The organism is Streptococcus sp. 4094 (genome assembly GCF_013277125.1).
GTDB lineage: Bacteria > Bacillota > Bacilli > Lactobacillales > Streptococcaceae > Streptococcus.
The window spans coordinates 88,777-110,224 of record NZ_VMMI01000011.1; the positions used below are offsets into that span (position 1 = coordinate 88,777).

General features: G+C 37.8%; 21 protein-coding genes. 5 read left to right on the forward strand and 16 right to left on the reverse strand.

Features of this window, described 5'->3' with window-relative positions; all coding sequences use genetic code 11:
* Nucleotides 1-72: 72 nt before the first annotated feature.
* Together HT721_RS03595 and HT721_RS03600 are read right to left on the reverse strand one after the other, a co-directional pair.
* Nucleotides 73-735, reverse strand: coding sequence for a ComF family protein (locus HT721_RS03595; protein WP_173228961.1), 663 nt, complete (start codon nucleotides 733-735; stop codon nucleotides 73-75).
* Nucleotides 732-2,030: a DEAD/DEAH box helicase gene (locus HT721_RS03600; protein ID WP_173228963.1), complete on the reverse strand. Its 1,299-nt coding sequence runs from the start codon at nucleotides 2,028-2,030 to the stop codon at nucleotides 732-734. Before HT721_RS03600 ends, HT721_RS03595 begins: the two co-directional genes overlap by 4 nt.
* Nucleotides 2,031-2,086: 56 nt before the next feature.
* On the opposite strand from HT721_RS03600, the gene HT721_RS03605 reads away from it, so the two are divergent.
* Nucleotides 2,087-2,722 (forward strand): YigZ family protein, encoded by a 636-nt coding sequence (locus HT721_RS03605; RefSeq protein ID WP_173228965.1) that lies wholly within the window; start codon nucleotides 2,087-2,089, stop codon nucleotides 2,720-2,722.
* 284 nt (nucleotides 2,723-3,006) lie between these two features.
* The gene (gene cysK, locus HT721_RS03610) at nucleotides 3,007-3,933 is read left to right on the forward strand and encodes a cysteine synthase A (protein ID WP_050223248.1); all 927 of its coding nucleotides are present in this window, start codon (nucleotides 3,007-3,009) and stop codon (nucleotides 3,931-3,933) included.
* Nucleotides 3,934-4,054: 121 nt separating this feature from the next.
* On the opposite strand, the gene tsf is transcribed toward cysK, so the two are convergent.
* The 12 genes from tsf to HT721_RS03670 all read right to left on the reverse strand — a co-directional run bounded on the left by tsf (nucleotide 4,055) and on the right by HT721_RS03670 (nucleotide 15,228).
* Nucleotides 4,055-5,095: a translation elongation factor Ts gene (gene tsf, locus HT721_RS03615; protein WP_173228968.1), complete on the reverse strand. Its 1,041-nt coding sequence runs from the start codon at nucleotides 5,093-5,095 to the stop codon at nucleotides 4,055-4,057.
* 79 nt (nucleotides 5,096-5,174) lie between these two features.
* Nucleotides 5,175-5,954, reverse strand: coding sequence for a 30S ribosomal protein S2 (gene rpsB / locus HT721_RS03620; protein ID WP_000268466.1), 780 nt, complete (start codon nucleotides 5,952-5,954; stop codon nucleotides 5,175-5,177).
* A 224-nt stretch (nucleotides 5,955-6,178) separates the two neighbouring features.
* Complete coding sequence (locus HT721_RS03625) at nucleotides 6,179-7,357, reverse strand: CHAP domain-containing protein (protein WP_173212950.1); 1,179 nt, start codon at nucleotides 7,355-7,357, stop codon at nucleotides 6,179-6,181.
* Nucleotides 7,358-7,450: 93 nt separating this feature from the next.
* The gene (mreD, locus tag HT721_RS03630; RefSeq protein ID WP_061654453.1) at nucleotides 7,451-7,945 is read right to left on the reverse strand and encodes a rod shape-determining protein MreD; all 495 of its coding nucleotides are present in this window, start codon (nucleotides 7,943-7,945) and stop codon (nucleotides 7,451-7,453) included.
* Nucleotides 7,945-8,763: a rod shape-determining protein MreC gene (mreC, locus tag HT721_RS03635; protein WP_173212952.1), complete on the reverse strand. Its 819-nt coding sequence runs from the start codon at nucleotides 8,761-8,763 to the stop codon at nucleotides 7,945-7,947. Before mreC ends, mreD begins: the two co-directional genes overlap by 1 nt.
* Nucleotides 8,764-8,822: 59 nt before the next feature.
* The gene (locus tag HT721_RS03640; protein WP_023940631.1) at nucleotides 8,823-9,617 is read right to left on the reverse strand and encodes an energy-coupling factor transporter transmembrane protein EcfT; all 795 of its coding nucleotides are present in this window, start codon (nucleotides 9,615-9,617) and stop codon (nucleotides 8,823-8,825) included.
* Nucleotides 9,610-10,449 (reverse strand): energy-coupling factor transporter ATPase, encoded by an 840-nt coding sequence (locus HT721_RS03645; RefSeq protein WP_173212954.1) that lies wholly within the window; start codon nucleotides 10,447-10,449, stop codon nucleotides 9,610-9,612. The genes HT721_RS03640 and HT721_RS03645 overlap by 8 nt, the downstream gene beginning before the upstream one ends.
* Nucleotides 10,434-11,261: an energy-coupling factor ABC transporter ATP-binding protein gene (locus tag HT721_RS03650; protein WP_173212956.1), complete on the reverse strand. Its 828-nt coding sequence runs from the start codon at nucleotides 11,259-11,261 to the stop codon at nucleotides 10,434-10,436. The genes HT721_RS03645 and HT721_RS03650 overlap by 16 nt, the downstream gene beginning before the upstream one ends.
* A complete protein-coding gene (gene pgsA / locus HT721_RS03655) occupies nucleotides 11,258-11,803 on the reverse strand; it encodes a CDP-diacylglycerol--glycerol-3-phosphate 3-phosphatidyltransferase (protein ID WP_000712138.1) in 546 nt (181 codons plus the stop codon). Before pgsA ends, HT721_RS03650 begins: the two co-directional genes overlap by 4 nt.
* Nucleotides 11,804-11,813: 10 nt before the next feature.
* Nucleotides 11,814-12,656: a cytoskeleton protein RodZ gene (gene rodZ, locus HT721_RS03660; RefSeq protein ID WP_001227963.1), complete on the reverse strand. Its 843-nt coding sequence runs from the start codon at nucleotides 12,654-12,656 to the stop codon at nucleotides 11,814-11,816.
* Between the two features lie 41 nt (nucleotides 12,657-12,697).
* Nucleotides 12,698-13,981, reverse strand: a complete 1,284-nt coding sequence (locus tag HT721_RS03665; protein WP_173212960.1) for a pitrilysin family protein — start codon at nucleotides 13,979-13,981, stop codon at nucleotides 12,698-12,700.
* On the reverse strand, nucleotides 13,978-15,228 hold the full coding sequence (locus tag HT721_RS03670) for a pitrilysin family protein (protein ID WP_173212962.1): 1,251 nt from the start codon (nucleotides 15,226-15,228) through the stop codon (nucleotides 13,978-13,980). The genes HT721_RS03665 and HT721_RS03670 overlap by 4 nt, the downstream gene beginning before the upstream one ends.
* Before the next feature lie 158 nt (nucleotides 15,229-15,386).
* Here HT721_RS03670 and yaaA point away from each other — a divergent pair, with 158 nt between their 5' ends.
* Entirely contained in the window at nucleotides 15,387-15,755 is a 369-nt protein-coding gene (yaaA, locus tag HT721_RS03675; protein WP_000455897.1) for a S4 domain-containing protein YaaA, read from the forward strand.
* Between the two features lie 2 nt (nucleotides 15,756-15,757).
* Nucleotides 15,758-16,855, forward strand: a complete 1,098-nt coding sequence (gene recF, locus HT721_RS03680; protein WP_173212964.1) for a DNA replication/repair protein RecF — start codon at nucleotides 15,758-15,760, stop codon at nucleotides 16,853-16,855.
* Nucleotides 16,856-16,904: 49 nt separating this feature from the next.
* On the opposite strand, the gene guaB is transcribed toward recF, so the two are convergent.
* Both guaB and trpS read right to left on the reverse strand, forming a co-directional pair.
* On the reverse strand, nucleotides 16,905-18,383 hold the full coding sequence (gene guaB, locus HT721_RS03685) for an IMP dehydrogenase (protein ID WP_000073402.1): 1,479 nt from the start codon (nucleotides 18,381-18,383) through the stop codon (nucleotides 16,905-16,907).
* A gap of 151 nt (nucleotides 18,384-18,534) precedes the next feature.
* On the reverse strand, nucleotides 18,535-19,560 hold the full coding sequence (trpS, locus tag HT721_RS03690; RefSeq protein ID WP_000165450.1) for a tryptophan--tRNA ligase: 1,026 nt from the start codon (nucleotides 19,558-19,560) through the stop codon (nucleotides 18,535-18,537).
* 221 nt (nucleotides 19,561-19,781) lie between these two features.
* Between trpS and HT721_RS03695 the strand changes: the two genes are divergently transcribed.
* Nucleotides 19,782-21,404, forward strand: coding sequence for an ATP-binding cassette domain-containing protein (locus HT721_RS03695; protein ID WP_000958774.1), 1,623 nt, complete (start codon nucleotides 19,782-19,784; stop codon nucleotides 21,402-21,404).
* Nucleotides 21,405-21,448 lie beyond the last annotated feature (44 nt).

Genomic DNA, 21,448 nt, shown 5'->3' on the forward strand with positions numbered 1-21,448 from the left:
CCTTCTTTCTAAACATTTTTGTTTTTATGATTTTATTATAACGCTTTCATTCTATTTTTGCAAATTTTTTCCTCATCTTACAAGGGAAAATGTTTTTACATCCTCAGCACCAGCTTCTTCCAGCAGTTTCTTCACACGATTTATAGTTGTTCCTGTAGTATAAATATCATCTATAAGTAGGATTTTCTTAGGAATGCGGACTCCATTTTTAATAAAGAAAGGAAGTTCTGTCCCCAAGCGCTCTGAACGATTTTTAGAAGAACTGGCTCTCTCTTCTCTTTTCCCTAGTAAATCCAGATACGAAAAACCTGCTGCCTCTACCAAGCCCTCAACCTGATTAAATCCTCTGTCAAGCAATCTTTCAGGACTTAGGGGAATTACGACAAATCTATACTCTTTGTACTTTTTTAACTCCGCACTTAAAAATGAAGCGAAAACTTTTCTTAACAGGAAATCCCCATCAAACTTATACCGACTGAAAAAATCCTTCATAGCTTGATTGTAAGTGAAAATCGCTCTATGACTGACCTCAACTCCTTCTTTACACCAAAATTGACAATCTTGACACTTTGTTGACAATCCTATTTTCATACAGTTTGGACAGTTCTCTTCTCCAATTCTCTCAAAAGTAGAATCACAGTCTGAACAAAGACAAGAATCATCATTCCTCAGAAGTAATAGACTACTAAAAGTTAAAACAGTCTTCATAATCTGCCCACATAACAAGCACTTCATAGACCAGCCTCCTTGTTCATCTGCTTAATTTCCTTAATCGCCTTCTTGATTGAATCATTTAACCCATCATGGAAGAAAAGCAAATCTCCTGTCGGTCTATCCATGCTTCGTCCAACTCGTCCACCAATCTGAATCAAACTAGACTTGGTAAACAGACGATGATTAGCCTCTACTACGAAAACGTCCACACAAGGGAAGGTAACCCCACGCTCCAAGATTGTCGTACTGATAAGTATTGTCAGTTCTCCATCTCGAAAAGCTTGTACCTGCTCTAATCGATCTTCTGTGATAGAAGAGACAAATCCAATTTTCTCATTTGGAAATTGCTCCTGTAAGATTTCTTTTAACTGCTCCCCTTTCTTAATTTCTGAAGCAAAAATGAGTAACGGATAAGCTGTCTTTCTCTGTTTCTCAATATAAGTCTTTAACTTTGGTGACAAACGATTCCTATCTAAACAGTGATTAAAATCCGATAACCAGACAGGTTTAGGAATAATCAACGGATTTCCATGAAACCGTCTTGGCAAACTCAATCGTTTTAGTTCTCCTATGCGAACCTTCCTATCTAACTCATCGGTCGAAGTCGCTGTTAAAAAGATTCTCAATCCATTCTCCTTTACACTATTCTTGACAGCGTGGTAAAGCGTGGGATTGTCAACATAAGGAAAAGCATCTACTTCATCCACTATCAGCAAATCAAAAGCTTGATAAAATTTCAATAACTGATGGGTCGTCGCAACAACTAATGGTGTTCGAAAATACGGCTCTGATTCTCCATGTAGGAGGGCTATCTCGCAAGAAAAATCCTTTTGCAGGCGCTTATACAGCTCCAAACAAACATCTATGCGAGGACTAGCCAAACATACTGCACCACCCGCATTGATCACTTTAGCTACTACTTGATAAATCATTTCGGTCTTTCCAGCCCCTGTCACCGCATGAACTAAGGTTGGCTCCTGCTTGTCTACTGCTTGAATCAGTCCCTCTGACACCTTCTCTTGAAAAGGAGTTAATTGACCACGCCATTTAAGAACATCTTGCTTCGGAAAATCCTCCTGTGGAAAATAGTATAAAGCTTGATCACTCCTGACTCGCTTCATCAGTAAACACTCCCTACAATAGTAAGCACCGATGGGCAAATACCATTCATCTAAAATAGCACTATCACAACGTTGACAGAAAAGTTTCCCTTTCTCCTTTCTCATTGCTGGAAGTTTCTCCGCCAACTGACGTTCCTCTTTAGTTAATTCATTCTCAGTAAACAAACGACCGAGATAATTAGGATTTACTTTCATACTTCTTTATTCGTAAAAACCTAGCGCTTTAGATGATTTTTTAGTACAATTAAATCATGGAATTTAGAACAATTAAAGAGGACGGACAAGTCCAAGAAGAAATCAAAAAATCCCGCTTTATCTGTCATGCCAAGCGTGTTTATAGCGAAGAAGAGGCTCGTGACTTCATTACTGCCATCAAAAAAGAACACTACAAAGCGACGCATAACTGCTCTGCATTTATTATTGGGGAACGTAGTGAAATTAAACGGACAAGTGATGATGGTGAGCCTAGTGGCACTGCTGGTGTTCCCATGCTTGGGGTACTAGAAAATCACAATCTCACCAATGTCTGTGTGGTCGTGACACGCTACTTTGGTGGTATTAAACTAGGCGCTGGAGGACTCATTCGTGCTTACGCCGGCAGTGTTGCCTTATCTGTCAAAGAAATTGGTATTATTGAAATAAAAGAACAGGCTGGCATTGCTATTCAAATGTCTTATGCTCAGTACCAAGAGTACAGTAACTTTCTTAAAGAACATAATCTCATGGAGCTGGATACAAACTTTACAGATCAAGTCGATACGATGATTTATGTTGATAAAGAAGAAAAAGAAACTATTAAATCTGCACTTGTGGAGTTTTTTAATGGAAAAGTCACTTTAACTGATCAAGGTTTACGAGAAGTTGAAGTTCCTGTAAACTTAGTGTAAACAATGGATAATACAGTGTTTCACTGATGTTTCCACCGCTACTTTAATTAGCAAAATAAAAAGATGCGTACCAAAATATACTAGAAAATGAAGCAATTCAAAAAGAAAATGGATAGCGTTCTCCTTTACACCTATTTACTAGAATTAGCCTAACACAATCTCTTAAAATTAACGGCTTAGACCTATGATATAAAAAAATCCTATCGCTCCGATAGGATTTCTATATTTTACAAATGGTATAGTTAGCGTTATACTAGAAATATCTTATACAAAGAGGTATTCATATGTCTATTTATAACAACATTACTGAACTAATCGGTCAAACTCCGATTGTTAAACTCAACAACATTGTGCCAGAAGGTGCTGCAGATGTCTATGTAAAACTTGAAGCATTTAACCCTGGTTCTTCTGTAAAAGACCGTATTGCTCTTAGCATGATTGAAAAAGCTGAACAAGACGGTATTCTAAAACCTGGTTCTACTATTGTTGAAGCAACAAGTGGAAACACTGGTATTGGACTTTCATGGGTAGGTGCTGCTAAAGGGTATAAAGTCGTCATCGTTATGCCTGAAACTATGAGTGTAGAACGACGTAAGATCATCCAAGCCTATGGTGCTGAACTCGTCCTTACGCCTGGTAGCGAAGGAATGAAGGGTGCTATTGCCAAAGCTCAAGAAATCGCTGCTGAACGTGATGGTTTCCTTCCTCTTCAATTTGACAACCCAGCAAATCCAGAGGTACACGAAAGAACAACAGGAGCTGAAATACTAGCTGCTTTCGGTAAAGATGGACTAGATGCCTTTGTTGCTGGAGTGGGTACCGGTGGAACAATTTCTGGTGTTTCTCATGCACTCAAATCAGCAAATTCAAGTATTCAAGTTTTTGCAGTAGAAGCAGATGAATCTGCTATTCTATCTGGTGAAAAACCTGGTCCTCACAAAATTCAAGGTATCTCAGCTGGATTTATTCCTGATACACTTGATACAAACGCCTATGATGGTATTGTTCGTGTAACATCAGATGATGCTCTTGCACTCGGACGTGAAATTGGTGGAAAAGAAGGCTTCCTTGTAGGGATTTCTTCAGCTGCAGCTATCTACGGAGCCATCGAGGTTGCCAAAAAATTAGGTACAGGTAAAAAGGTCCTTGCTCTAGCACCAGATAACGGTGAACGTTATCTCTCTACAGCACTCTATGAATTTGAAGTTTAGTCTCCTAAATACAATTGGCCCTTATTATAGGGCTTTTTATTTTTACCTTGAAAATAGGAAGTTCTCCCTATAAGGATCGACTGCATAGAAAAAAGGAAGCAAATTTACTTCCTTTCTATAATTAGTTATTCAAGGCTGCTGCCATTGTAGCTGCAACTTCAGCTTCAAAGTCGTTTGCAGCTTTCTCAATACCTTCACCAACTTCAAAGCGAGCGAACTCAACTACTGAAGCGTTAACTGATTCAAGATATGCTTCAACTGTCTTGCTGTCATCCATGATGTAAACTTGTGCAAGAAGTGTGTAAGCTTGGTCAACTTTAGTATTGTCAAGCATGAAGCGATCCATTTTACCTGGGATGATTTTGTCCCAGATTTTTTCTGGTTTGCCTTCTGCAGCCAATTCAGCTTTGATGTCAGCTTCAGCTTGAGCAATAACATCATCAGTCAATTGTGCTTTTGATCCATATTTCAAGTGTGGAAGAGCTGGTTTGTTAACCATTGCACGGCTTTCGTTATCTTGGTCGATAACGTGGTTCAATTGTGCCAACTCATCTTTAACGAATTGTTCATCTAATTCTTTGTAAGAAAGAACTGTTGGTTTCATCGCTGCGATGTGCATTGACAATTGTTTAGCAAGTGCTTCGTCTCCACCTTCGATTACAGAGATAACACCGATACGTCCACCGTTGTGTTGGTAGGCTCCGAAGTGTTGTGCATCTGTTTTTTCAATCAAAGCAAAGCGACGGAATGAGATTTTTTCTCCGATAGTCGCTGTTGCAGATACGTATGCAGCTTCAAGAGTTTCACCTGAAGGCATTGTCAAAGCAAGAGCTTCTTCGTTATTAGCTGGTTTTCCTTCAACGATTACTTTAGCTGTTGCGTTTACCAACTCAACAAATTGAGCGTTTTTCGCAACGAAGTCAGTTTCAGCATTTACTTCAACAACTGCTGCAATGTTACCGTCAACATAAACACCAGTCAAACCTTCTGCAGCAACACGGTCAGCTTTCTTAGCTGCTTTTGCCATACCTTTTTCGCGAAGCAATTCAATCGCTTTTTCGATATCGCCTTCCACTTCAACCAATGCTTTTTTAGCGTCCATAACACCAGCACCAGATTTTTCACGCAACTCTTTAACAAGTTTAGCTGTAATTTCTGCCATTTTGATTCTCCTATATTTTTTAAAAATAGGAGAGCCGGGCTAAGCCCCGCCCTCCTAGGTAATTACTATTTATTATGAATTAAGCGTTGTCGCCTTCTACAACTTCAACGATTTCTTCAATTGAATCTGCTTGAGTTTCTGAAGCTGCAAATTCTGCTTCAACTGCTACTGCATCCTCACCTTGACGTCCTTCGATGATAGCGTCAGCCAATTTAGCTGTGATCAATTTAACAGCTCGGATAGCATCATCGTTAGCTGGGATGATTACATCGATATCATCTGGATCAGTGTTTGTGTCAACCATCGCTACAACTGGGATTCCCAATTTTTTAGCTTCTTTAACAGCGATTTGCTCTTTATGTGGGTCAACTACGTACATCACATCTGGGATACGAGGCATATCTTCGATACCACCCAAGAATTTTTCAAGACGTGCACGTTGTTTGTTAAGAAGTGCAACTTCTTTCTTAGGAAGAACTTCGAAAGTTCCATCTTCTTCCATACGTTTGATTTCTTTCAAACGAGCGATACGTTTTTGGATTGTTCCCCAGTTTGTAAGAGTTCCACCCAACCAACGGTGGTTGATGAAGTATTGACCTGAACGTACTGCTTCTTCAGCAACTGCATCAGCTGCTTGTTTCTTAGTACCAACGAACAATACAACTGCATCGTTAGCTGCCGCATCACGCATGAAGTCGTATGCTTGGTCAGCGTATTTTACAGTTTGTTGCAAGTCGATAACGTGGATTCCGTTACGCTCTGTAAAGATGTATTTAGCCATCTTAGGGTTCCAGCGACGAGTTTGGTGACCAAAGTGTACACCAGCCTCAAGAAGTTGTTTCATTGAAATTACTGCCATGAGTATTTCTCCTTTTTGTTTTTTTCCTCTTCTTGACTTCAACTCGCAAAACGACCCAAGAGCAACTGCTTCACAATTCATCAAGAATGAGTATTATCGTTCACACGACAATTTTCATTTTACCATACTTTTCCAATATTTTCAAGCTATTTTGATATAATTTTTAATAGTTATTGTCTCTGGTAAAAACTGAAAAAGAGGGCTCTATTCGAGTCCCTCTGTAATTAGTCTGCATAAATATATGTCACAAAACCTTCAGAAGTCGTTGTTGGATTAAACCATCCACGGTGGTTTCCAAGTGTGCGATTACCTGCATAGTTTGATTCTGATACTTGAATACGTGTTGTTGATTCAACAGCTGTAACAACCGCTACGTGTCCATATCCACCATCGTTCCAACATGCAATTGCTCCAACTTGAGGGGTTGAACCTGTACGGAAACCTGCTGCTGCTGCACTTGTGGCCCACTGTGCTCCATTACCCCAATAGTCTCCAGCCCAAGGTGCTAATGTTTTAACTCCCCAGGTACATTCTCCAATTGGATAAGTTGAGGCATCCGTGTTATATGTTGGACGTACTTTAGCCTGAACAGGTGCTACTGCAGATTCAGATACTGCTTGTACCTGTGCTGTTAGGTTTGTATTACCTGAAGCAAGTACTGATTGTTGTTGGCTAGCTTGTTTTTCTTTATAAGCTGCTTCTGCTGCCGCAGCTGCACGTGCCTCTGCCTCAGCTGCTGCTTTTTGTTCCAATAGACTTGCTTTTTCCCCTTCAGCTGTCGCTTTCTCAGCAGCAAGACTCAATTCAGCAGCTTTTAGTTCTGCCTGTTTAGTAGTCAATGCTTGAGCATCATCTGCCAATTTTTGTTGATTAGCAATTACAGTATTGATTGCTTCATTGTTTGCTACTTGTTTTTCAGAAATAGCTTTTTTATCTGCCTTTTGTTGTTCTAACATTTTGTTATTCGCAGATACGATTTCACTCATTGCAGCAACACGTGAAATAGCTTCTGTAATTGATTTTGAGTTTACGATTGTATTGATGTAGCTAGTTGCGGCTCCATTTGTTTGAGCACTACGAGCTTGTTTTTCCAAAGATTGGTTACGAGAAACAATGTTTTTAGAAAGTTCTGTAATCTCACCCTCGAGTTTCTTAGATTCTGCTTGTAATCTATCATTTTCAGATTGCAAGTTAGATTGCTCTGCTTGAATAGCAGATACTTGCTCCTGAATTTGATCAACTTGTTTTTGTGCTTCTTCTTGTTGTGCTGTTAAGTTACTAATTTTATTATCTTGAGCAGCAATTTTGTCATCAGTCGTTTCTGCATGGGCAGTCGTCAATACTGCTGCCTGGGAAACCATTACTGTACTTAATAAAAGCGAGGCTAAGATTTTTTTCTTCATGGTTAATAAATACTCCTTCTGTTTAAGACAATACTAGTATACCAAAAAAAACTCCAATAAATATTACGCCTTTGTTACATTTATATGTCGTTCTTATAGATAATATTTTTCAAAAATAAATTGAAAAACAGTAATCCATAAAAAATTTAAAATCATCGTCGGTACCAAGCTATAGACTATAAAAATCGACATGTTATCCACTGTCAGCCCTACCATAAAAGCCAAAAGATAACTACCCATTTCAAACAGGAAGGTCAGGACAATCATAGAGAGCATTCGTGTCCAACGATTCAACAAAATAACACTATTCAATTTATGAAGAAAGGCTCCCAATAAGATAAATAAGAGAGTTGCAATCCCTATTAGATGGAAAAAGTAAACATCGTAAACCAAGCCTATCACAAAACAATAGACTAGGTAGAGATACTCTGATACTTCTATCGTCTCAAACAAGAGAAATAGAAACAGAAAATGACTAGCTAAATGTACATGGGGGAAAAATGAGCCCAGAAGCTGGCTAATATGGGCGTCAATTAGAACAAAGAAAGGGAGCAATAAAAACACTCCAACCCGCTTCAACTGTCTCATTATGAATTCCCCACTAATTCTATCACATCCACATTATGAGTATCTGCACTCAATTTAACAGTTACTTCTCGTGTCAAATAGTCTGTACTATGCGTTGTGGCAACCACTTCACCAACAGGAATATCCGTAACGTTAAAGTTTCCTAATCCACCCGTTGTCACCTTATCGCCTGTACTAATATCGCTATTACTATTTAATTGACTAATTTTAAGAACTTCATTTTCCTTGTCGTAGCCAACAATAATTCCATAAATTGTAGTAGTGCCGTGTTGAATTTTAACAGAAATCTTATCAGTATTTTCCGTATTTGTCAGAAGGTTGACCATAGTAGAGTTGTCCTCCACTTTTGAAACACTCCCAATCAAGCCACCATTTGCAATAGCTAACATGTTCTCAGAAGCACCTTTTGATCTACCTGCATCTAAGGTCAACTCCTGCTTCCAAGATACCGGAGAACGCATAATAACATCTGCTGCTAAAGTCTTTGTGGCTTGCAATTTAGACCTCATATCAAGCAATTGGCGCAATTGTTCATTTTCTGTCTTTAAACTTTCCGCCTCATTTGATTTGACTTCTAACTGGTAAATCTGTTTCTTCAAACTTTCATTTTCATTATATGTTCGTGTCAAATGAGCCAAATCTGATTTGACAGAATCAAACCACCGAAAAGGTTTTTGTACAACCCTATCAACCAATGAAATTCCATCTCCTAATTTTGTCACAATTGTACTTGAATAAGTCGTCGCCAAGAGAGCTGATACAAGCAGAACAGTGACAAAAACAATAATGACATATTTTGATTTTTTAAAACGGTTCATATCCCTACCTTTATATCAAAAACTGTTACAGTAACTTTTAATCAATTCTTTAAATGCTACTAAGATTTTAAGAAAAATAAGCAACAACCAAGTACGAGAATAACAAGAATAGTCAGCGTATCCTTTCGAGTCCATTCCAATTGTCGGTATTGACTTCTGCCTTTTCCACCCTGATAACCACGCGCTTCCATAGCGATAGCTAAAGAATCTGCACGTTTTAAACTTGTTGCAAAAAGAGGAATCAAAATTGGAATCATAGCCTTCACCTTTTGAACAATGCTTCCTTCACCAAAATCCACTCCACGCGCTTTCTGTGCATTCATAATCCGCGTCGTATCATCCATCAAGGTTGGGACAAAACGTAGACTCATGGACAGCATCAATCCAATTTCATGAACTGGAACTTTCACACGCTTTAAAGGCGCTAACAAAGCTTCGACAGCTGAGGCCAAACTTAAGGGCATGGTCGTTAAGGTTAACAAAGTTGAAAAGAAAATAATCAATACAAAGCGACAAAAAATAATTCCAGCTTGTTGCAAAGCATAATCCGTGATTCTCACAAACGAAAACTCAAATAAAACATTCCCATTAGAAATGAAAAATAGTTGAAAAATAGTTGTGAAGGCAATCAAGAAAAACATAGACTTCAAGCCCTGAATAAAAAATGAAAGAGATACTCCTGACAAGGCAATAAATATCCCTGTCGCTATAAAAAGAATTAAATTCGTCAAGGGAGTATTAGCCCAGAAAACGATTAAAATCAGTAACATCATAGCAAGCAATTTGCTACGTGGATCCAATCGGTGAACAATCGAATCCCCTGGGATATAACGTCCCAAAATCATACTATCCATTTAGCGACTCCTTGAACTCCTCTATCTTAATCGGTAATCGTTTAAATGACACGCCTCTATCAGCCAATCGTTTACAAAAGGCCGTAATTTTAGGTACTCCCAACTGCACTTCTTCCATAAAGACAACATCTTGAAAGACATCACTTGGTTTTCCCCCCTTCACTAAACGTCCCTTTTCCATTACATAGACTTGATTCGCATATTCAGCAACATCATCCATCAAATGCGTTACCAAGACAATGGTCATCCCTGACTGGTGGAGTTTTTTGAACAAATTCATCAGCTCTTTTCTTCCCAGGGGATCTAGGCCTGCTGTGGGCTCATCTAAGACTAATATGGCTGGTTCCATGGCAAGTATGCCTGCAATGGCGACACGTCTCATTTGTCCACCTGATAGCTCAAACGGACTACGATCAAAAAGTGATTCATCAATTCCAACCAGAGCCAGTTTCTCACGCGCAATCTGCTCCGCATCTTCTTCAGAAACTCCAAAATTTTGCGGTCCAAAAGCAACGTCTTTCAAAACCGTTTCTTCAAAAATCTGATTTTCAGCAAACTGAAATACCAAGCCAACCTGTTTTCTAATTTGACGAATATCTTTATTTTTAGAAGTCGAGGTGATTAAGGTATCAAAAACCCTCACACTCCCTTGACTTGGCACCAATAAACCATTTAAGAGTTGTAAAATAGTTGATTTGCCACTACCTGTGTGCCCAATTAAAGCTGTATAAGAACCATCTTCAATCGTCAAAGAAACATCCGACAAAGCTGCTGAAGCTAAGGGAGTACCTTCTTGATATGTAAAACTCACATTTTCTAGAGCAATTCCCATAGCTTATCCTCTAGCTCACTTTCTGTCAAATAATTTTCAGGTAAATCATAGCCATTCTGGCTCAAAGAATATTTTAATTGATTAGCAAAAGGATTGTCTAATCCAATTTGATCTAAATCATTTCGAGAGAAAAGTTCTCTTGGGCTACTGGTTGATTCAATTTCCCCTTTTTTCATGACCAACACACGATCACTCATGGCAACTTCTTCCAAATCATGGGTAATGGAAATGACCGTCATATCATAGTCTTTCCGAATTCCTTTTACTGTCTCAATCAGTTCTCTACGTCCCTCAGGATCCAACATACTTGTTGCTTCATCTAAGATTAAAATAGCTGGTCTTAGGGCTACAACACCTGCAATGGCCACACGTTGCTTTTGGCCACCTGATAGACGCGCTGGCTCTCTCTTTTTAAAGTCCAACATGCCAACCAAATCCAGAGCTTCTTCCACTCTCTTTTTCATTTCTTGACGAGAAAGTCCCTGATTTTCCAAACCAAAGGCTACATCATCTTCAACAGTCGCTCCAACAAATTGATTATCTGGATTTTGAAAAACCATACCGATTTGACGACGTATATTCCAAACATTTTCCTCAGTCAGCCGTTTGCCATCAATTACAATCTCTCCGGATTCTGCTTCCAGTAAACCATCAATTAAGCGAACCGTCGTTGATTTACCACTACCATTATGTCCTACAATCGAAAGCCATTCTCCACGTTTCACGTGAAACGTAATATCCTTCACATCATAGTATTCCTGATTTTCCTTATAACGAAAAGAAAGATTTTTTACATCAATTATTGATTTCATTTCGAACCAAATGTCCCTTTAAATACATAGGCACTACCCTTAAAATAATCATAGCCAGAGTAGATAGTGAAAAATAAGGCTACATAAAGTAGAACTTGACCAAGCAAAGTCCAATGTAATAGCAAGAAAATAATCGCAAACATCTGACTAAAAGTTTTAATTTTTCCAGGCATTGCTGCTGCTAAAACTGTTCCTCCAGTTTCAACCAGTAACAGCCTTAAACCTGTCACAGCTAACTCTCGACAGATAATCACTGCAACAATCCAAGCCGGAGCCATACCTAGCTCAATCAACATAATAAAAGCCGACATAACTAGTAGTTTATCCGCCATAGGATCTGCAAATTTACCGAAATTACTGACCACATTCCATTTACGAGCTAAATATCCGTCTAAATAATCTGTAATACTGGCAATAGCAAAGATAATAGCCGCCACTATATGACTCTCTATCGAATTTCCTACTGTTAAAATAAAGATAAAAATAGGTATAAAGAGAATTCGACCTATTGTTAAGAGATTGGGAATTTGTTCTTTTTTCATTCGTTTTTCCTTAATTTTTAGTAAAGGTTACAGTGATTTGCCCAGTCTGCGCTGTTAACTTCGACAAATCAACAGTCTGATTATCTACTGTCAAAGTAACACCTTTTACAACACCTAACGTAATGGTTACAGGACTTTTAGTTGCAACTGTTGCTTCTGCACTTTTATTATCCGGTGATAAGGTTACACCGCCCTCAAGTTCGCTTTCTGAAACGCTGACCCAACTTGTAACATCTGAAACTGCCAATTGCAGTTTAACTGTTTCCTTACTTGTCTTATAAGCGATTTCTACATGATTTCCTTCACCTGATACACTTATAGCTGATTCTATACTAGAAGAACTACTAGATGAACTACTACTTGAGGAGTGGGGAACAGAGCTAGTTGAACTTATCGAACTTGTTGATTGAACCACACTGTAATTAGAAAGAGAAGGCCCCTCTGGTTGGGTTTGAATATAGTTCCAAACATAATAGGTCACAAAAATTAAAATAGATAAGGCAAAAAGGATAAAATAAAATAAAGGTAAAAAGGATGTTTTTTTCTTCTTTTTCTTACTTGAACGTCTACGACCTGTCAACTCGTCTTCATCAACATCTACTTCCTCATAAGTAATCATACTCCCAGAATCATAAGCATCCAAGACAATTTGGTCATCTAACTCAACAGCCCATGCATATTTTCTCAAGAAAGAACGCGTGTAAAAAGGACTTGGAAGTTGATCGAAATCGTCTGCTTCCATTGCTTCCAACATATCTAACTGGATTTCTGTCTTTTTCTGCAATTCATCTAAACTCAATCCCTGATTGATTCTAGCTAATCGTAAAACCTCACCAATTGTTTTTTTCCTCATACTTGTCATCCCTTCTTTCTAGTATCTATTATGATAGGTTACTACGATGGGAATATTGTAAAATCAACTATATCCCCTTCATCTATTAAGTGATGTCCTGCTTCAAGGACATCCTCTAAAGTAATTTCCTGTAAAATCTTTGGTAAGTCAAAAATTGTCTCACCATGTTCAAAAGCATCATATTGCGTTGCAATAAATTCAAGAGAGTTCATGCTACTGAAAAATTCGCCAAACATCTCTCTTTTGATAATATCTAAATGTTCCTCTGTAATATCTAAATCCTTTGTAAAATTACGAATAGCCTTCCTGAATTGATGAGACAAAGCAACTGGCTCTTTCGTATCCATTGTCAACATGACAAAATGAAAGCGACTTGTTACTTCAATTTCAAGAGATAGGGAAGCATCTAATTTACCTGATTCATAACATTTTTGAAAACGATCCGAAGTCCAACCAAACATCATTGCAAACAATAATTTTAATAAAATATGATGTCGATAGCAATCCGCCTCAGCAACTTCTCGCTTACCTCTAACTCCAATCGCTAGTTTGGGAGAAGATACTTCCATTCTCATACTATCTGTTGGTTTTACATCTTGTAAAAGCAACTTTTCTCTTGCTACTTCCTGAACATCTAAATCTTTCAATTCTTTTCTTTCAAAATAGTCCTGTACTTGATCCACATCAAAATTGCCAACTAAAAACAGAGACATGTTTACAGGTTTGTAAAACTTTGTAAAATTTTCTTGCAAATTCGTTAGATGGATTTGGGAAATGGACTCCTCACTTCCAACTATATCCGTTGCTAAAGGTGTGCCAGGATATAAATTCGCTAAGGTTGAAAAGAATAAACACGAATCTGGATCATCTTGATACATTTCTCGTTCTTGCTGGATAATATCCTGCTCTCTCAAAATGGAATCTTCAGTAAAGTGTGCTGATGTTACCAATTCATCAAGTAAGTCTAAATTCTCTAAGAGATAATCCGTTGCTGAAAAAAGATAGTTTGTTTTTGTAAAGCTTGTAAAGGCATTACTATCTGCACCTAGACTCGTAAAAGCAGACATCAAATCGCTAGCATCTTCTCTTTCAAATAATTTATGTTCAAGAAAATGAGCAATTCCCGCAGGATATTGTTTTACATCTCCGTCAACTTCTGTGACAAGCGTATCTACCGAACCAAACTGGACAGTTACACTCCCGTAAACCTCTTTAAATTCCTTTTTAGGCAAAAGAGCAACTGTCAATCCATTCGACAAACGAGTTCGATAAACCATTTCTTTTACAGCTGGATAGTATTTTTCTTCAAAAACAACCTTTGTCATTCTATTCCTTCCATAAAGTAAATCGCTTGTAGTTTCACATTATTAGCTGCTCTACAAATATCATCTTTGTCAACTTGCTCGAGTTTTGCAATCCAACCTTTAAAGTCTGCTGAAGATTTTCCAAGTAAGGCATTTTGATAAGCACGTTCAATCAATGAACCTTGATTATCTTGAGAAAGCAACAAAGACCGACGAATCATTTCCTTGGTCTGCTCTAGCTCAAGCTCTGTAAAATAACCTTTTTTAAAATCAAGTAATTGATTATTCATCATTTTTCGAGCCTGATTCCTATTTTCTCGATTGATACCAGCATACATCCTCAAAAATCCACTAAATAAATCAAGCTGACTTGAAATAGTATAAGCCAATCCAGCATTTTCACGGACATTTGTAAATAGTTTAGAGTGAGCAAATCCACCAAGTAAACCATTCATTACAATCATGGGTAAATGTTGCTCATCACCATATTCAGAAGGGCAATGATATCCCAACTCTAAAATAGACTGTCCCACATTTTTCCTAACCATGCCTTCTTGCAAGATATTGGAATAAGGTTGGCAATATTGAATCTTCACATCTACTTCTCGACCTTTAAAGCCAAATGATTCTAATACATTTTGAATTTCAACCTCATTAAAGTCACCTAGGAAAAAGAAATCTATTCGATCATTGGCCAAAAATTCTTGGAAACAAGAATAAGAACTTTGTGGAGTTTCAGCTAAAATACGATTTCGTAAATCACTATACTCCAATTGGAGACGTTCGTCATGAAAAAATAATTTGTCTAATTCTTTATGTGAAAAATAAAAAGAATCATCCATATCTGCTGCTAAACTTGCTAGCAATTGTTTTTTCTCAATTTCAAATAAGGCTGGATCAAACCCATTATCAACTACTACGGGTGAAAAAAGAGTTTCTTTTACAAGTTCCAAAACCTGAGAAGTTAGCACATTTTTCCTACTTAAAAACTCATCACGAACATAGGTAAATGTCAATTCTACAATATGACTTTGCCCTCTTCTGAAACAATTGGTTGACATATCTGTACCGTATAGACTGGCCAAGTGTCTCCTCAAAGCTTGAGAAGTAGGGTACATCAGATTAGCAGTCTCTAGCATACTCGCACTCAACATGCGACCTGCAATCGTATCGAGGGATAATGGAGCTGTAAAACGCACGGTAATTTTGTTCGTTTTAAATTTCTTTGATTGGATAAAATGTGTTGAAATTCCATACACTAACTCCATGATTCACCTCCTTATATACAGACTTCTATTATATCACGAAAACCTGAAATTTTCTTGTTCTCTGTAACAGTTTTGAAATAAAAATCGCTTACATTTCTCCCTGTTTCTCTCACTATTTTTAGGAAAATATGGTATAATACCAAAGATTGAGGTGAATTATGGAATACAAATTATTTGAAGAATTTATTACCCTCCAAGCACTACTCAAAGAACTTGGAATTACACATAGCGGAGGAGCTATCAAATCCTTTCTCTCTGAACATTCTGTTTACTTTAATGGGGAATTAGAGAGTCGTCGCGGTAAAAAACTTCGTATTGGTGATAAAGTTGACATCCCTGACATGAATATTGACATCTTGTTGACACAACCTACTTCTGAGGAGCAAGATGAATATCAAGCTGATAAAGTTGAAAAAGAACGAATCGCTAAACTTGTTAAGGAGATGAATAAAGGAGTAAAAAAAGATAAATCAAAACCTACTTCATCACCCAAAAGCAAACAAGCTCCGCGATTCCCTGGTAGATAATCATGTGGCTACAACACCTATCTCTCAAAACTTTTCGTAACTACAAAGAGACGAAAATAGACTTTAATCCTAAATTAAATGTCTTTTTAGGACGTAATGCACAAGGTAAAACAAATATGTTAGAGGCTATCTATTTTTTAGCCTTAACACGTAGCCATCGAACTCGAACAGATAAAAATCTCATTCATTTTGATGAGGAACAACTTCATCTTTCAGGTCTTGTTCAGAAAAAAACGGGATCTATTCCTCTCGAAATTGAACTAACACAAAAAGGGCGTGTGACAAAAGTTAATCACTTAAAACAGGCACGACTTTCAGATTATGTAGGACACATGAATGTTGTCTTATTTGCTCCTGAAGATTTACAACTAATTAAGGGAGCACCTTCGGTTCGACGAAAATTTATTGATATGGAGCTTGGGCAAATTAAGCCAATCTATTTATCAGATTTAACCAATTATAATCACATCCTAAAACAAAGAAACACTTATCTAAAATCAGCTCAAACAATAGATGAAACCTTCCTTTCAGTGTTGGATGATCAGCTAGTTGATTATGGATGTCGTGTGATGAATCACCGCTTAGATTTCATAAAAAAACTAGAACATTTTGGCCATAAGAAACATTTTGAACTTTCTAATCAGATTGAAGAGTTGTCAATATCCTATCAATCTTCTGTAAAGATAACTGACAAGGAAGACTTATCTGAATCTTTCAAAATCGCTTTAGAAAAAAGTAAATCTAGAGATTTATTTAAAAGAAATACTGGTGTTGGTCCTCATCGAGATGATATTTCTTTTTATATAAATGGGATGGATGCTAGTTTTGGAAGTCAAGGTCAACATCGTAGTCTCGTCCTCTCGATAAAATTAGCAGAAATCGAATTAATGGAAAGCATCACTACAGAATCTCCAATATTACTGCTTGACGATGTTATGAGCGAACTTGACAACACTAGACAACTAAAATTATTAGAAACGATTTCTCAGTCAATCCAAACCTTTATCACGACAACAAGCTTAGATCATCTTCAAAATCTACCAGAAAATCTAAGTATTTTCACTATTCAAGATGGTAAAGTTATTGTAAATAAAACTTGACAACATTGTAAAAGAACTCCTGTTTTTGCAGGAGTTCTTTTCATTTCTTTTACATAGAATAATTTGGCGCCTCATTAGTAATTTGTACATCGTGAGGGTGGCTTTCTTTCAAACCAGCACCAGACATTTCAATAAATTGAGCATTATCGTGTAGTTCTTTAAGGTTAGCTGCACCACAGTAACCCATACCAGAGCGAATACCGCCAATCATTTGGAAGACAATATCAGCTGCCGCACCTTTATAAGCAACACGACCTTCAATTCCTTCTGGAACAAGTTTGTTTGCTTCATTAACAGAACCTTGGAAGTAACGATCGCTTGAGCCTTTTTTCATAGCAGCAATTGATCCCATACCACGGTAAGTCTTGAACTTACGTCCTTGGAAGATTTCAGTTTCACCTGGTGCTTCGTCTGTTCCAGCAAACATTGATCCAAGCATAACAGCATTTCCACCAGCCGCAAGTGCTTTTACAATATCTCCAGAATACTTGATTCCACCGTCAGCAATGATAGTCTTACCATATTCACGCGCAACAGCTGCAGCATCGTAGATAGCTGTTACTTGCGGAACACCAACACCAGCAATTACTCGAGTAGTACAGATAGAACCTGGTCCAATACCAACCTTGACAACATCTACACCTGCTTCATAAAGGGCACGTGCACCTTCAGCAGTTGCAATATTTCCAGCAATCAAAGTACGATCTGGGAAGTGAGCACGAATCTCAGCAATTTTACGCAAGACACCTGCAGAATGACCATGTGCAGTATCAATAACAATCGCATCCGCCCCTGCCTCAAAAAGCGCCTCTGCACGTTCAAAGGTATCTGAAGTAACACCTACTGCACCTGCAACTAGTAGACGACCAAACTCATCTTTAGCAGCATTTGGAAACTCAATAACCTTTTCAATATCTTTGATAGTAATCAAACCAGAAAGACGACCTTCTTCATCTACCAACGGAAGCTTTTCAATACGGTGTTCTTGAAGAATGCTCTCAGCTATTGCAAGATCTGTACCCACAGGAGCAGTCACAAGATTTTCACTAGTCATATGGTTTGAAATTGGTTGATTATAATCTGAAATAAAACGAAGATCTCGGTTTGTCAAAATACCAACCAATTTACGATTTTCAAGTGTTTCAACAACTGGAACACCACTGATGCGGTAACGACCCATAAGCTCATCTGCTTCAGCAATTGTATGTTCAGGCGTCAAGAAGAACGGATCAATAATAACCCCATTTTCAGAACGTTTTACCTTACGAACCTCGTCTGCTTGTTGAGCAATTGACATGTTTTTATGGATAACTCCGAGACCACCTGCACGAGCAATAGCAATGGCCATTTGACTCTCTGTAACTGTGTCCATGGCAGCGGTAATAATTGGGATATTTAAAGTCAGATTATCTGCCAATTTAGTTGTTAAATCTGCATCGTTAGGCAACACATGACTTTCAGCTGGAATAAGCAATACATCATCAAAGGTAAAACCTTTTTTCAAAAATTTAGTGTCCCAATTAGACATTCGAAGTTTCCTCTTTTCTTTCTTTTTGAGCTTGACTCTTTTTATATTGTATCTATCATACCATTCTATAAAAATTTGTCAAATGTTACAGGGGTAAATAAAAAACTATCTTTTCTTTGAGATAGAAATGATAGTTTCTTATAAAATAAACTTAGTTAAAGTAATGAAGTCCCATTGCCCCTTTAACCTCAGATAGGGTTTGACCCGCAACTTCACGCGCTCTTTCACTACCTTTTTGAAGCATATTATAAACTTCTCCCATATCCTTAGCAAATTCGATACGGCGCTCACGAATAGGACCCAGTTCACGTTCTAGTATTTCAAGTAGATAACGCTTGGTCTTCACATCACCAAGACCACCTCGTTGATAATGTTCTTTCATGTCAGCAATTTCTTGAGCATCTTCTGGGCGACCAAAAACATCTAGATAATGGAAAACCATATTTCCCTCAATCTTACCTGGATCTTCCACTCGAATATGATCTGGATCTGTATACATACTCATTACTTTTTTACGCAAAGTATCCGCATCATCAGCTAAATAAATACCATTATTAAGGGATTTAGACATTTTAGCATTTCCATCTAAACCAGGTAAACGACCCGCTCTCTCATTTTCTGGATAAATACCTTCCGGTTCTACCAAGACATCACAGTTATATGCATTGTTAAAAGAACGAACAATTTCACGAGTTTGCTCAATCATTGGCTTCTGATCTGTCCCAACAGGAACATAATCAGCTTTGAAAGCTGTGATGTCAGCTGCTTGAGCTATTGGATAGACCAAGAATCCTGTCGGAATGCTTTCTCCAAATCCTTTCTGAGCAATTTCTGTCTTGACAGTTGGATTACGCTCCAGACGTGCTAATGAAACCAGATTCATATAATACATAGACAACTCAGCCAACTCTGGAATCTGGCTTTGAATAAAAATAGTTGACTTACTTGGATCCAATCCAACTGCAAGGTAATCCAAAGCCACATTTCCGATAGACTCTACAATGGTTTGAGGATCTTTGGCATGATCTGTCAAGGCTTGTTGGTCAGCCAAGAACACAAACATATCATACTTATCCTCTTCCTGTAATAATACTCGATTTTTGAGACTTCCAACATAATGTCCAATATGCAATTTTCCTGTTGGACGGTCTCCTGTTAAAATAATGGGTTTAGTCATTTTGTTCTCCTTCGATATAGTCCCTTCAATTATAGCATTTTTTTAATGAAATAACCGCAATTTATCAAAATAAATCAACCTTACTATTCACGGATTTGTGTAAAGTATAATGTAAATATAATTTACACAAAATTGACAGATAAAAATTTGAATATTTCCGTATTTTCTAGTAGAATAAATATATTACACATAAAATATATTACACATATAGGAGAAAAACATTGCTTACAGTATCTGATGTTTCACTACGTTTTAGTGATCGCAAACTTTTTGATGATGTCAATATCAAATTTACAGAAGGAAATACTTATGGATTAATCGGTGCTAATGGTGCCGGAAAATCAACCTTTTTAAAAATTTTAGCTGGAGATATCGAACCTACTACTGGTCACATCTCTCTTGGTCCAGATGAGCGTCTCTCTGTTCTCCGTCAAAATCACTTTGACTATGAAGATGAACGTGCCATTGATGTCGTTATCATGGGAAATGAAAAACTTTATAGCATCATGAAAGAGAAAGATGCTATCTACATGAAGGAAGATTTCTCAGACGAGGACGGGGTTCGTGCTGCCGAACTCGAAGGAGAGTTTGCTGAGCTTGGAGGCTGGGAAGCAGAAAGCGAAGCCTCTCAACTCCTTCAAAACCTAAACATTCCAGAAGAATTACACTACCAAAACATGAGCGAATTGGCCAACGGTGAGAAAGTAAAGGTTCTCCTTGCCAAAGCACTTTTTGGTAAACCTGATGTTCTTCTTTTGGACGAGCCTACCAACGGTTTGGATATCCAATCGATTACTTGGTTAGAAGACTTCTTGATTGACTTTGATAACACAGTTATCGTAGTATCCCACGACCGTCACTTCTTAAACAAAGTATGTACTCACATGGCCGACCTTGACTTCGGAAAAATCAAACTCTATGTCGGAAACTATGACTTCTGGAAGGAATCTTCTGAACTCGCTGCTAAATTGCTAGCAGACCGTAATGCCAAAGCAGAAGAAAAAATTAAACAATTGCAAGAGTTCGTTGCTCGTTTCTCTGCTAATGCTTCTAAATCAAGACAAGCAACATCACGTAAGAAAATGCTTGATAAGATTGAACTTGAAGAAATTGTACCATCTAGTCGTAAATATCCATTTATCAACTTTAAAGCGGAGCGTGAGATTGGTAATGATCTCTTGACAGTAGAAAATCTAACTGTAAAGATTGATGGTGAGACTATTTTAGATAATATCAGCTTTATTTTGCGTCCAGGTGATAAAACAGCGCTTATTGGACAAAATGATATCCAAACGACTGCATTGATTCGTGCAATCATGGGAGACATTGACTATGAAGGAACTGTCAAGTGGGGAGTTACTACTAGCCGTTCTTACTTGCCAAAAGATAACTCGGCCGATTTTGCAGGGGGAGAGTCAATCCTTGACTGGTTGCGTCAATTCGCAAGTAAAGAAGAAGATGACAATACTTTCCTACGTGGCTTCCTTGGCCGTATGCTCTTCTCTGGAGATGAGGTTAACAAACCTGTCAACGTCTTGTCAGGGGGAGAAAAAGTTCGTGTCATGCTTTCAAAACTCATGCTCTTAAAATCAAATGTCCTTGTCCTCGATGATCCAACAAATCACTTGGACTTGGAATCTATCTCAAGCTTGAATGATGGATTGAAAAACTTTAAAGAATCAATCATCTTTGCCAGCCATGACCACGAGTTTATTCAAACTTTGGCTAACCATATCATTGTCTTGTCTAAAAATGGCGTCATCGACCGTATCGATGAAACCTACGATGAATTCCTAGAAAATGCAGAAGTACAAGCAAAAGTTAAAGAACTTTGGAAAGACTAAATAAAACTTCAAAACTCAGTTGGGTTAACCAGCTGAGTTTTCTA